The following is a 12,220-nucleotide window of genomic DNA, read 5'->3' as shown; positions in this document are numbered from 1 at the left end:
CGCACCGGTCGCCGCCGCGTCGCACCGACCTCGGTACGGGCGATAGTGTGCCGCCATGGATGCAGCGCAGTCGTGGACCGACTTCAACGTGGCGATGGTCGGCGCGACTGCGGCCCTCGCCGGGTTGGTCATCGTCGCGGCGAGCGTCAACATCGCCGACATCGTCAAGGCGCCGGCGCTGGTCGCACGGCTCGCCGCGGCGATCGCGGGTCTGGTCCTCGCACTCGTGGGGTCGGCGACCGGCCTCATGCCCGCACTGCCGGATGCCGCCTACGGCGGCGTGATGATCGCTGCGGCGGTCGCGGTCGGCCTCTTCGCGGTGCAGGCCTCGCGACGGATCTTCGAGAACAGGGATCCCGCGAACCGGCTGCGCGTCCTCAAGGCGGTCACGGGCTTCATCGCTCCTCTCGCCTACCTCGTCGGCGGGGTTCTGCTGACCGCCGGGGTCGCCGGCGGCACCACGTGGTTCGCAGCCGGATCGATCATCGCGATCATGGCCGCTCTCGCGGTCTCGTGGGTCGTGCTCGTCGAGGTGCTGCGCTGACGGCGCTCAGACCTTCCTGCGGCCCTCGAAGGCCCTCCCGAGCGTCACTTCGTCGGCGTACTCGAGATCGCCGCCGACCGGCAGGCCCGACGCCAGCCGCGTCACCGCGATCTCGAGGGTCTGCAGCAGGCGAGACAGGTACGTCGCGGTGGCCTCGCCCTCGAGGTTCGGGTTGGTCGCCAGGATCACCTCCTGCACGGTTCCATCCGCAAGCCGCTGCATCAGCTGCGTGATCCGCAGGTCGTCGGGGCCGATGCCGGCGATCGGATTGATCGCTCCGCCGAGCACGTGGTACAGCCCGCGGAACTCGCGCGTGCGCTCGATCGCGGCGACGTCCTTGGCGTCCTCGACGACGCAGATGAGCGTCTCATTGCGACGCGGGTCGCGGCAGATCGAACAGCGCTCCTGCTCGGAGACGTTTCCGCACACCTCGCAGAAGCGCACCTTCTCGCGCACCTCGGTCAGCAGCTGTGCGAGGTGCGACACGTCGAAGTTCGGGGACTGCAGGATGTGGAACGCGATGCGCTGGGCGGACTTGGGCCCGATACCGGGCAGCCGGCCGAACTCGTCGATCAGATCCTGGACGATGCCGTCGTACATGGTCTAGCTGAACCTCGTCGGCGGTTCGTAGGGCTCTTCGCGCACGAAGGTCGCGCCGAGCACCTGTCGCACGACGGCCTCGCCGTAGCGTTGCGCTCCGCCCGGTCGCGACGTCGGGCGGGGTGGCGCAACAGCCGACGGTACGTCATCGTCGGCGACCGAAAGCGGCCCGTCGCCGGAGTCGGCGGATTCGTCGACGTCGGACTCGGCAACCTCGTCGGCCGGCAGAACCTCGCCTTCGCGCGGGGGCGCGATCGTTGCGACCGGCGCGCGTGCGGCGTCTTCCGGATCGTCGTCGACCGCGAGCGCCGCAGGCGGCGCGGGGTCGCCGTCGGCGGGGATGGCGGCCACGGCCCACTCCGTCACCGGCGCGGACGAGGAGGGCGAGGTCGCGCGCGCCGGAGCGCTCGGCCTCGACGGAGCGGCGGCCTGGGCGGCGGGTTCCGTCGGCGGTGACGAAGGCCTCGCCGGCGCGGACGGGGCACCCCCGTCGGACACGGGGTCATGACGGGCGAGGTACTTCACGCGCACGCCGAGCTCGCCGAGGATCGCCTGGCGCAGGTCTTCACTGGGGCCCGCCCCGGCGCTGCGCTGCTTGAACTTCGCCATGTCGGAGGCGCTGCGGAACGAGAGGGTGAGCACATCGTCGGCGTAGTCCGCGACCTCGGCAGCGGACACGACGAGCCACGAGGAGCGGCCGATGCCCTCGAGGCGCGCCATGACCGCGGGCCACGCCGCGCGCATGCGCGTCAGGGTGATCGGTCCGCTCGGCGGCGGAGCGGCGGCCGGTTTCTCGACGGGCTCAGGGTCGTCGGGCGACGGTGCGGTCGCGGACGCCGCCGTGTCGGGCGACGGCGTCGCCGCAGACGCCGGCGCCTTCGGAGAGGCCGCGGGCTGCGCGGCGGCCTGTGCGCTGGGAACCTGTGCGGCCGGCCCGGACGACACCGGTGCCGCGGCGACGGCATCCGTCGTCTGGGCGAGGACGCGCGCGACCATGAGCTCGAGCTGCAACCGCGGCGATGTGGCTCCGGTCATCTCGTCGAGAGCGGCAACGACGATGTCGGCGGTGCGTGACAGGCGCGCCGCACCGAAGGCATCCGCCTGGCCCTGCATGCGAGTGAGATCTTCGGCCGACACACCCCTGAGCACCGCGGCTGCCCCCGGTCCCGTCGCGGCGATGACGATGAGGTCGCGCAGGCGCTCGAGCAGGTCGTCGACGAAGCGTCGCGGATCCTGACCGGTCTGCACCACGCGGTCGACGGCCTCGAACGCGGCGGCGGCATCGAGCGCGCCCAGAGCGTCGACGACCTCGTCGAGCAGCTCGGCATGCGTGTACCCGAGCAGCGCGACCGCGCGCTCATAGGCGACGGTGCGGTCTTCGGACCCGGCGATGAGCTGGTCGAGCAGGGAAAGCGTGTCGCGCGGCGACCCGCCGCCGGCACGCACGACGAGCGGAAGCACTCCCGGCGCGACCGTCACCCCTTCGGTCGCGCACAGCGACTCGACGTACTCGAGCATCGCCGCCGGCGGAACGAGCCGGAACGGGTAGTGGTGCGTGCGCGAGCGGATCGTGCCGATGACCTTCTCGGGCTCGGTCGTCGCGAAGATGAACTTCACGTGGTCGGGCGGCTCTTCGACGAGCTTCAACAGCGCGTTGAACCCCTGCGGGGTCACCATGTGGGCCTCGTCGAGGATGAAGATCTTGTAGCGGTCGCGTGCGGGCGCGAACACCGCGCGCTCACGCAGGTCGCGGGCGTCGTCGACGCCGTTGTGCGACGCGGCGTCGATCTCGACCACGTCGAGGGATCCTCCGCCGCCGCGGCCCAGCTCGACGCAGCTCTCGCACTCGCCGCACGGGGTGTCCGTCGGACCCTGTGCGCAGTTCAGGCAGCGCGCGAGGATGCGCGCCGACGTGGTCTTGCCACAGCCGCGCGGACCCGAGAACAGGTACGCGTGGCCGATGCGGTCGCCCCGCAACGCCGTCATGAGCGGCTCGGTCACCTGGGACTGCCCGATCATCTCGCCGAACGCCTCGGGGCGGTAGCGGCGGTACAGGGCGGTGGTCACAGCCCTACCCTACGGCGTGGGCCCGACATGACGGCCCGGCCGCTCACACGTCGGCGCCGTGCTCGAGATCGGCCTGCTCGCCGGTGACGGCGATCGCCGTCGTGACGGTGGGTACGGACGCCGACAGCAGCGTGCCGTCCTCGCGGCGCTGGTCGGTGAACTTGCGCAGCGTCGGCGCTCCGGCGCGCACCGGTCCCTGATGCGCCAGGGGCACGACGACCTCCGAGCCCGGCTCGACCGTGTACGTCTCGCCTCGCACCTGGAACGCGAGCGGCTCACCCTCGCCGGCCTTGAGGCGGAACTCGTCCGCCGTGACGCTGATGTCCAGACGCATGCCGTGCCAGTGCAGCACGTACGACAGCTTCGTCCAGTCGGCCGGCATCCGCGGGTCGAAGGTGAGATCGCCGAAGTGATCGCGCATGCCGCCGAATCCACTGACCAGCGCCGTCCATACTCCTCCGGCCGAGGCGACATGCACCCCGTCAGCCGCGTTGTGGTGCAGATCCGCGAGATCGACGAAGAGCGCCTCGCGGAAGTACTCCAGCGCGAGGTCCTGGTAGCCCACCTCGGCCGCGAGGATCGACTGCACGACGGCGGACAGCGTCGAGTCGCCCGTGGTGAGGGCGTCGTAGTACTCGAAGTCGGCGAGCTTGTCCTCGTCGGTGAAGTGGTTCCCCTGCAGGAAGAGGGCGAGCACCACGTCGGCCTGCTTGAGAACCTGGTACCGGTAGATCACGAGCGGGTGGTAGTGCAGCAGCAGCGGCCGGCGGTCGTCGGGCGTGTTCTCGAGGTCCCAGATCTCACGCTCGAGGAACACCTCGTCCTGCGGGTGGATGCCCAGGGCCGGCGAGAACGGGATGTGCATGGCCTCGGCGGCGTGGTCCCACGCCTCCCACTCACCGGGTTCGAGGTTCAGCCGCTCCACCATCGCACGGAAGGCATCGGGGGCGTCCTCGGCCATCTCACGCACGTTGCGGGCCGCGAAGCGCAGGTTGAAGCGGGCCATGACGTTCGTGAACAGATTGTCGTTGACGACGGTGGTGTACTCGTCGGGTCCGGTGACGCCATGGATGTGGAAGGTGTCGTCGCCGTGATGGCCGCCGTTCTGCGAACGCCAGAACCCCAACGTGGTCCACAGCCGCGCCGTCTCGACCGCGATGTCGATGCCCTCGCGGTGGAGGAACTCGACGTCTCCGGTCGCGCGCACGTACTTCGCCAGCGCGAAGCACACGTCGGCGTTGATGTGGTACTGCGCGGTGCCTGCCGCGTAGTACGCCGAGGCCTCCTCGCCGTTGATCGTGCGCCAGGGGAAGAGCACGCCCGCCTCATTGAGCTGGAAGGCCCGACGCCGCGCCGCCGGCAGCATGAGGTACCGCATCCGCAGCGCGTTGCGCGCCCACAGCGGGGTCGTGTACGCGAGGAACGGGAGCACGTAGATCTCGGTGTCCCAGAAGTAGTGGCCGCTGTAGCCCGACCCCGTGAGACCCTTCGCGGGCACTCCCTGGCCATCGGCGCGTGCGGCGGCCTGGGCGAGCTGGAAGAGGCACCATCGGGTGGCCTGCTGCAGGTCGTCCTGACCTTCGATCTGCACATCGGAGCGCTCCCAGAACGCCGCCATCCACTCCCGCTGACGGTCGTAGACGCTCGCGACGCCCTCGCTCAGCGCGCGGTCGACCGACCGGCGGCAGCGGTCGACGAGCTCACGCGCCGGCACACCGCGCGAGGAGTGGTAGCCGACGAGCTTGGTGACGGTCACCGGCACTCCGGCCTTCGCCTGCACGCGGAACACGTTCTTCGCGATGTCGGGCTCGATGAGGGTGCGCGCCGTGTACACGTTCTCGGTGTCGATCAGATGGTCGGCGACGACGGCGACCGTCATGCCCGACTCGGTGACGCGGTACGAGAGCGCCGAGCGAAGCTGATCCTGCCAGTACTCCTGCGGTTGGAGCACCCGCTCGTGGATGCGCTCGGCCTTGCGCGGATCGAAGCCCGCCTTCTTGGGCGCGTTGGGAGTGCCGCCGTACACGTCCTCGCCGTCCTGGCGGTTGATCAGCTGGCAGCTGATCGTGACCGGCGCGTCGGCGTTGAGCACCGTCACCGAGACACGCATGACCGCGAGGTGCTTCTCCTCGAACGACACCAGTCGGTCGAAGTCGACGACGACATCCTTGCCCGAAGGCGTCTGCCACCGGACGTGGCGGCGCAGCACCCCTTCGCGCATGTCCAGCACCCGCTCGTACTCGCGGATGTCGGCCACGTCGAACGAGAGCGGTTCGTCATCGACGTAGACGCGCATGACCTTCGCATCCGGCGCGTTGACGATCGTCTGGCCGACCTCGGCGAATCCGTACGCCTGCTCGGCGTGGCGGATGGGGAAGGTCTCGTGCAGCCCGTTGATGAAGGTGCCCTGCTCGTGCGCGAAGCGACCCTCGGGATGGTTGCCCCGCAGCCCCAGGTAGCCGTTGCCGACGGCGAACAGCGTCTCGCTCACGCCCGCATCGTCCAGCGAGTACGACGTCTCGACCAGTCGCCACGGGTCGACGGGGAAACGATTGCGATCGATCATCGCGCGAACTCCTCCAGGTCCTGCACCACCACGTGCGCGCCTGCCTTTTCCAGCACGTCGGCGCCGACGCCGCGATCGACGCCGACCACGAGCGCGAACCCGCCCGCCACCGCCGAGCGGACGCCGCTGAGTGCGTCCTCCACCGCCGCTGTGCGCGCCGGGTCCACATCCATCATCCGGGCCGCCTCGACGAACACGTCGGGGGCGGGCTTGCTCGCGAGGTGGTCGCGCTCGGCGATGACGCCGTCCATCACCACGGGGAAGCGGTCGCGGATACCGGCGACCTGCAGCACTTCTTCGGCGTTCTTCGAGCTCGAGACGACCGCGATCGGCGTGCCCGCCTCGGCCAATCGGTCCAGCAGCGCGAGCGAACCCGGGTACGGGGCGATGCCGTCGGCGCGCAGCACACGCGAGAACACCTCGTTCTTGCGGTTGCCGATTCCGCAGACCGTGTCCTCGGCGGGATCATCGTCCGGCTCGCCCCACGGCACCTCGACGTCGCGGCTGTGCAGCAGGCTCGCGACGCCGTCATAGCGCTTCTTGCCGTCGAGGTGGTCGAAGTAGTCGCGCTCGGTGTACGCCGGGCTGATGCCCCACGCGGCGAACAGCTCCTCGAACATGGTCCGCCATGCGTGCATGTGCACCTCGGCGGTCGGGGTCAGCACGCCGTCGAGGTCGAACAGTACGGCGTCGTAGGTGGACAGGTCGGGCAGAGCCTTCGCGGCCACGGGAACCTCCCGGCGGGTTGCGTTCGGACGACGGCCGGCGCCCCATCGTGCCGTGAAGCCAGCGTAGTGGCTATGAGCGCGCGACCTGCAGGCTCTGCCGGGCGATCTCGAGCTCTTCGTCGGTGGGCACCACGAGAACGGTCACGGATGAGGCATCCGTCGAGATGATCCGGATGCCGCGCTCTCGTGCCTCGTTGCGTGCGGGGTCGACCTCGACGCCCGCGAACCCGAGGGTGCTCAGCGCTTCGGCACGCACGCGGGGCGCGTTCTCGCCCACTCCGGCCGTGAACGAGATGACGTCGGCGCCGCCGAGCTGCGCGAGGTAGGCGCCGGCGTAGGCGCGCAGTCGATGCACGTAGACCTCGAAGGCGAGCAGCGCTCGCTCCTCACCGCGTTCGATGGCGGCGCGGATGTCGCGCAGGTCGTTCGAGCCGGCGAGCCCCAGCAGGCCGCTGCGCTTGTTGAGCAGGTCGTCCAGTTCGTCGGTCGACATGCCCGCACGGCGCGACAGATGCAGCAGCACGGCCGGGTCGATGTCGCCGGAGCGCGTGCCCATGACCAGGCCCTCGAGCGGAGTGAGCCCCATGGAGGTGTCGATCGACCTGCCGCCGTCGATCGCGGCGACGGACGCGCCGTTGCCGAGGTGGAAGACGATCTGACGCAGCGAGGCGAGGTCGCGGCCGAGGAACGCGGCGGCGGCCTCGCTCACGTACTTGTGACTGGTGCCGTGGAACCCGTAGCGGCGGATGCGGTGGGCCGCCGCGATCTCGGAGTCGATGGCGTAGGTGTAGGCGGCGGGCTCGAGGGTCTGATGGAACGCGGTGTCGAAGACGGCGACATGCGGCACACCGGGGAACGCCTTGCGCGCCGCACGGATGCCGGCGAGGTTGGGCGGGTTGTGCAGCGGCGCCAGCACCGAGAGCTCGTCGATGTTGATCTCGACGAGAGGGGTGATGAGCGTCGGCTCGAAGAAGCGCGCTCCGCCGTGCACGACGCGGTGACCGACGGCGACCGGCGGCGCGTCGTCGAGCGACGGGCCGTGCGCGTCGAACGCCTCGAGCATCGCTGCGAAACCCGCGGTGTGGTCCGGGATCGGCAGCTCGCGCGACGACGTGGCTTCGGTGAAGGTGGGCATCGCGACGCCGGGCTCGGCCGCCGCAGCGAAGACGGTGTGGCTCGAGTGTCCGTTCGCTTCGCCGATGCGCTCGACCAGACCCGAGGCGAGGACGTGCTCGGCGTCCATGTCGATCAGCTGGTACTTGAACGACGACGAGCCGCTGTTGACCACCAGGACGGGGGTCATCGCCGCACCCCCTGCGCCTGGATCGCGGTGATCGCGATCGTGTTCACGATGTCGTCGACCAGGGCGCCGCGCGACAGGTCGTTGATCGGCTTGTTGAGGCCCTGCAGCACCGGCCCGATCGCGACCGCGCCGGCGGAGCGCTGCACCGCCTTGTACGTGTTGTTGCCGGTGTTCAGATCGGGGAAGACGAAGACGGTCGCCCTGCCTGCGACCTGCGAGTCCGGCATCTTCGTCGCGGCGACGGCCGCATCGGCGGCGGCGTCGTACTGGATGGGACCTTCGACGAGCAGCCCGGGAGCGCGCTCGCGCACGAGCGCCGTGGCCGTGCGGACCTTGTCGACGTCCGCGCCGCTGCCCGACTCACCCGTCGAGTACGAGAGCATCGCCACGCGGGGGTCGATACCGAACTGCTCGGCGGTCGTGGCCGATGACACAGCGATGTCGGCCAGCTGCTCGGCGGTCGGATCGGGGATCACCGCGCAGTCGCCGTACACCAGGACGCGGTCGGCGAGTGCCATGAGGAACACGCTCGAGACCACCGACACGCCCGGCTTGGTCTTGATGATCTCGAACGCCGGCCGGATCGTGTGCGCCGTCGTGTGGGCGGCGCCCGACACCATGCCGTCGGCGAGACCGAGGTGCACCATGAGCGTGCCGAAGTACGAGACATCCGTCACCGCATCCGCGGCCTGGGAGTAGGTGACGCCCTTGTGGGCGCGCAGGCGCTCGTACTCGCGCGCGAACTTGTCGACGTGCACCGCGTCGAAGGGCGACAGCACCTGCGCGGCCTGGATGTCGATGCCGAGCTCGATCGCCCTCGAGCGCACCTCGATCTCCTCCCCCAGGATGGTGAGGTCGGCGATGCCCCGCGAGAGCACCGTCGCCGCGGCACGCAGAACACGGTCGTCGTCGCCTTCGGGGAGCACGATTCGCCGCCTCTCCGACCGCGCACGCTCCATGAGCTCGTACTCGAACATGAGCGGCGTGACGACGGTGGGTCGGGCGAGTCCGAGGGATGCCACGAGTTCGTCGAGGTCGACGTTGCGCTCGAAGATCTGCAGCGCCGTGTCGTACCGGCGCTGCGAATCGGCGGCGAGACGACCACGGGTGCCCATGATGCGCAGCGTCGTCTCGTAGGTGCCGAGATCGGTCGCGATGACCGGCAGCGACGAGCCCATTCCGTCGATCAGCAGCCGGATCGGCTCGGGCAGCGGGAACGGTCCGTTCAGCACGATGCCCGCCAATGACGGGAAGGTGCCCGACGAATGGGCGAGCATCGCGGCCAGCAGCACCTCCGTGCGATCGGCGGGCACCACCACGATCGCGCTGTCGATGAGGCGCGGCAGCACGTTCACCATCGACATCCCGGCCACAACGACCCCGAGCACCTCGCGGCCGAGCAGCTCTTCGTCTCCCGTGACGAACTCGGCATCCAGCGAGCGCATGACGTCGCGCATCGCCGGCGAGACGAGGAACCTGTCTTCGGGCAGCGCCCAGACCGGCAGCGGCCTCGACGGGTTCGCGCGCAGCGCCGCGGGCGCCGCATCCGCCACGGTGCGGATCGCCGCGACGGCGTCGTCGAGGCGATCGGGCTCGGTGCGGTTCGCCACGATCGCCAGCAGTCCGGCGCGCGCGTGCGACAGCTCGGTGAGCGTCAGCGCCGCGATCTGCCCGAGCTCGTCGGACGTGCGCGCGTGGCTCTGCCCGAGTTGCTCCCCCTGGCCGGCCCGGCCCGACAGCACCAGCAGCACGGGGGCGCCGAGGTTCGCGGCGATGCGGGCGTTGTATCCCAGTTCGGCCGGGCTGCCGACGTCGGTGAAGTCGCTGCCGAGGATCACGACCGCGTCGCACTGCGCCTCGACCGCCTTGTATCGCTCGACCATGCGCCCCAGGGCCGCCTCGGGGTCGGCGCGCACCTGGTCGTAGGTGGCGCCGATGCACTCGTCGTAATCGAGGTCGACGCCGGCATGGGCCAGCAGCATCTCGAGCACGTAGTCGCGCTCGGCGGTCGACCGCGCGATCGAGCGGAACACCCCGACGCGGGGCGTGGCCCTGCTCAGCGTGTCCAGCACCCCGAGGGCGACGGACGACTTGCCGGAGTGGCCTTCTGCGGACGTGATGTAGATGCTCTGCGCCACGCGCCCAGCCTACGGGCGACCGCACTGCCCTGTCCCGGGACGTCGAAGACCCGCGGGCATGGGAAGACCCTCCGCGAACCCGGCAGAGCCTGGTTACCCTTGCTACGTTTCCGTCCTGGGGGAGTTGGCCTGGATGCCGCCTCGCGGAGGGCTTCCGAGAGTCTACCCCGACTCGAGGTCGCCGGGCGCCCGCGTCACGGGCACGATGCGGATGCCGCCGTCTCCCCGCAGCACCAGCACGCCCGGCGCGTCGACCCGCGCCAGCGAGGCGAGCACCGCCTCGAGGTCGTCGTCGCGCAGTGCAGCGCCGTCCGCCTCGTCCGCGACGGACAACACGCTGACGGCGGCGCCGGTGGCAGACCGGATGCCGCGGCGCAGCGTGTCCGCGCCTGCGGCCGCGACGACGATCACGTGTGCGGTCGTCGACCTCGACGGCTCGGGCCGCGCAAGCGAGCGGTCGTGGCGCCAGACGGCGAAGTGGTAGCCGAAGACCACCGCCGTCGCGCTCAGCAGGCCGAGCGGGGCGCGGATGCGGTCGATGACACCCGCTCCGGTCACCTCGCCCAAGGCGAGCTCGAAGAGCCGGAAGCCGATGAGCAGCACCGTCACGATGGCCACGACCGCACTCGCGCCGAAGATCGTGACGAGATAGACACGCCGGGCGCGGTCGGCGGCGTCGTCGGCGGATGCCGCGCGCGTCGGGCGCCACGCGATCCACCACACCGGCAGGCCCACCACGAGTGCGCTGAGTCCCCCGAGCAGGAGCGTGCGGGGATCGTCGTCGAGGATCCGCGGCGCGAGCGTCGCCAGAAGCGCGTTCACGACGACCCCGAATCCGCTCGCCGCCCCGATGAGCGCGACGCCCGAGACGACCAGGCGCGCGCCGCGGCCGACGATGTCCGGGCGCATCGCCACGACCGCGGAGTGGAAGACCCACACGATGCCTCCGATGAGGGCCACGGCGATGGCGAGATCCAGCGGGGCGAGCACATCGGCGACGGGATCCGCATCGAAGAGCAGTCGCATCCCGACGTACAGCACGGTGCCCACGGCGAAGAGGGTCGAGGCGGCGCTCGCGCCCACGACCACCACGAGCGCGACCTGCGCGAACCCTCCCGACGCCGCACGCCCTCCCTCGCGGTACCAGTGCTGCGACCACACCCCGGCTCCGACCACGGCCCACACCAGCGCCTGCAGCACCGCGACCTGCCAGGGCCTCGTCGACACGAGCACGGGCTCGACGGTCGCGAGCGCCGCCCCGAGCAGCGACGCGAGGGCGCCGATCGCGCCCACCGCCAGGACAGCGAGACCGAACACCCACCCGAGTGTCGCGGGCAGTTCCGCGAGCCGCGTGGGGGCCGTCAGGCGATTGCGGCGCATGGATCGGTGCCAGACCCACACCCCCGACCACACGATGGCCGTGGCGAACGCACCGGGATCCCAGCGGCCGGCCATGCCTTCGGATGCCGTGGTCGCGAGAGCGGTCACGGAGACCACGAGCGATACCGTCGTCATCGCGGCGAGATAGATGGCCCAGACGAGCGATTCGCGCTCGGCGGCATCCGCGAACCGCCGGCGCTGCCACCACCAGAGCAGGCCGGCGAGAGGGACTCCGATGACCGCGAAGGCGAGCGAGAGCGCGAGTCCCGAGTCGTCCGTGGTGAGCACGGCGGCACCCGCAACCGCGCGCTCGACGAGTCCCGCGAGGCCCGTCGCCGCCACGGCGACCATCGCGAACAGAATGCCGTAGACGAGCAGACGCCGCACGACGGTCTGCGCGCGCCCGGTGGCGGCCATCAGCGCGTCCTCGTCTGGTCGCAGACGGTCAGCTCCCAGGGAGCGGTGCGGATGAGCCAACCGCCGTCGTCCCTCACCAGGTCGAAGACGCTCTCGCTCTCGTACTCGTCGGCGCCGAGCGGGCCCGACCCGTAGATCGTGACGATGAGCACCTCCACCGTGGCGGTCTCGCCCCGGTCCGTCGACTCGAGCAGCGTGATCCGCCGGTCCTGCGCGTCCACCGGCACCCGGGAGCAGTCGTCGGCCACCTCGCTGACGAGATAGCCGAGCGCGGCATCGACGTCGCCGTCCGCCACCGCCTGGGAGTAGCGCTGCACCGTCCCTTCGGGAGTGTCTTCGCCGTACTGCGCCGGCTCGCGCTGCACGAACACGGCGACGAGGGCGACCACGACGACGACCGCGACCGCGACGACGAGGAACACGAGGAGGAACCGCGAGCGGCGGGCAGGCGGATCGGGGGCGACATCGCTCATGGTC

The 12,220-nt window shown here is 70.7% G+C and carries 9 protein-coding genes and 1 other RNA gene; 1 reads left to right on the top strand and 9 read right to left on the bottom strand.

Going from position 1 to position 12,220, the window contains the following annotated elements:
- Positions 1 to 55 precede the first annotated feature (55 nt).
- Positions 56 to 544: a hypothetical protein gene (locus ABD663_RS15005; RefSeq protein WP_344739945.1), complete on the top strand. Its 489-nt coding sequence runs from the start codon at positions 56 to 58 to the stop codon at positions 542 to 544.
- Between the two features lie 6 nt (positions 545 to 550).
- Here ABD663_RS15005 and recR read toward each other — a convergent pair whose 3' ends face one another.
- The 9 genes from recR to ABD663_RS14960 form a co-directional block, all read right to left on the bottom strand.
- On the bottom strand, positions 551 to 1,144 hold the full coding sequence (gene recR / locus ABD663_RS15000) for a recombination mediator RecR (protein ID WP_344739942.1): 594 nt from the start codon (positions 1,142 to 1,144) through the stop codon (positions 551 to 553).
- Positions 1,145 to 1,147: 3 nt separating this feature from the next.
- A complete protein-coding gene (locus tag ABD663_RS14995; RefSeq protein WP_344739940.1) occupies positions 1,148 to 3,211 on the bottom strand; it encodes a DNA polymerase III subunit gamma and tau in 2,064 nt (687 codons plus the stop codon).
- 43 nt (positions 3,212 to 3,254) lie between these two features.
- The gene (locus ABD663_RS14990) at positions 3,255 to 5,777 is read right to left on the bottom strand and encodes a glycoside hydrolase family 65 protein (protein WP_344739937.1); all 2,523 of its coding nucleotides are present in this window, start codon (positions 5,775 to 5,777) and stop codon (positions 3,255 to 3,257) included.
- The gene (locus ABD663_RS14985; protein WP_344739935.1) at positions 5,774 to 6,505 is read right to left on the bottom strand and encodes an HAD family hydrolase; all 732 of its coding nucleotides are present in this window, start codon (positions 6,503 to 6,505) and stop codon (positions 5,774 to 5,776) included. The genes ABD663_RS14990 and ABD663_RS14985 overlap by 4 nt, the downstream gene beginning before the upstream one ends.
- A gap of 70 nt (positions 6,506 to 6,575) precedes the next feature.
- Complete coding sequence (locus tag ABD663_RS14980; RefSeq protein WP_344739933.1) at positions 6,576 to 7,808, bottom strand: acetate/propionate family kinase; 1,233 nt, start codon at positions 7,806 to 7,808, stop codon at positions 6,576 to 6,578.
- Positions 7,805 to 9,946: a phosphate acetyltransferase gene (gene pta, locus ABD663_RS14975; RefSeq protein WP_344739931.1), complete on the bottom strand. Its 2,142-nt coding sequence runs from the start codon at positions 9,944 to 9,946 to the stop codon at positions 7,805 to 7,807. The genes ABD663_RS14980 and pta overlap by 4 nt, the downstream gene beginning before the upstream one ends.
- A 59-nt stretch (positions 9,947 to 10,005) precedes the next feature.
- Positions 10,006 to 10,102, bottom strand: an RNA gene (gene ffs / locus ABD663_RS14970) — signal recognition particle sRNA small type.
- 6 nt (positions 10,103 to 10,108) lie between these two features.
- Complete coding sequence (locus ABD663_RS14965) at positions 10,109 to 11,743, bottom strand: DUF5671 domain-containing protein (protein WP_344739929.1); 1,635 nt, start codon at positions 11,741 to 11,743, stop codon at positions 10,109 to 10,111.
- Positions 11,743 to 12,216: an LpqB family beta-propeller domain-containing protein gene (locus ABD663_RS14960; protein ID WP_344739927.1), complete on the bottom strand. Its 474-nt coding sequence runs from the start codon at positions 12,214 to 12,216 to the stop codon at positions 11,743 to 11,745. Before ABD663_RS14960 ends, ABD663_RS14965 begins: the two co-directional genes overlap by 1 nt.
- Positions 12,217 to 12,220 lie beyond the last annotated feature (4 nt).

The sequence above is a fragment of the Microbacterium awajiense genome (genome assembly GCF_039536545.1).
Lineage (GTDB): Bacteria > Actinomycetota > Actinomycetes > Actinomycetales > Microbacteriaceae > Microbacterium > Microbacterium awajiense.
Note: the sequence above shows the minus strand (reverse complement) of the source record. Positions and strands in the feature narration are given on the sequence as shown.

Bases quoted from the DNA above. Each gene is read 5' to 3' on its own strand.
- ABD663_RS14960 (WP_344739927.1), bottom strand. From the start codon at position 12,216: ATGAGCGATGTCGCCCCCGATCCGCCTGCCCGCCGCTCGCGGTTCCTC.
- ABD663_RS14990 (WP_344739937.1), bottom strand. From the start codon at position 5,777: ATGATCGATCGCAATCGTTTCCCCGTCGACCCGTGGCGACTGGTCGAG.
- ABD663_RS15005 (WP_344739945.1), top strand. From the start codon at position 56: ATGGATGCAGCGCAGTCGTGGACCGACTTCAACGTGGCGATGGTCGGC.
- recR (WP_344739942.1), bottom strand. From the start codon at position 1,144: ATGTACGACGGCATCGTCCAGGATCTGATCGACGAGTTCGGCCGGCTG.
- ABD663_RS14965 (WP_344739929.1), bottom strand. From the start codon at position 11,743: ATGGCCGCCACCGGGCGCGCGCAGACCGTCGTGCGGCGTCTGCTCGTC.
- ABD663_RS14980 (WP_344739933.1), bottom strand. From the start codon at position 7,808: ATGACCCCCGTCCTGGTGGTCAACAGCGGCTCGTCGTCGTTCAAGTAC.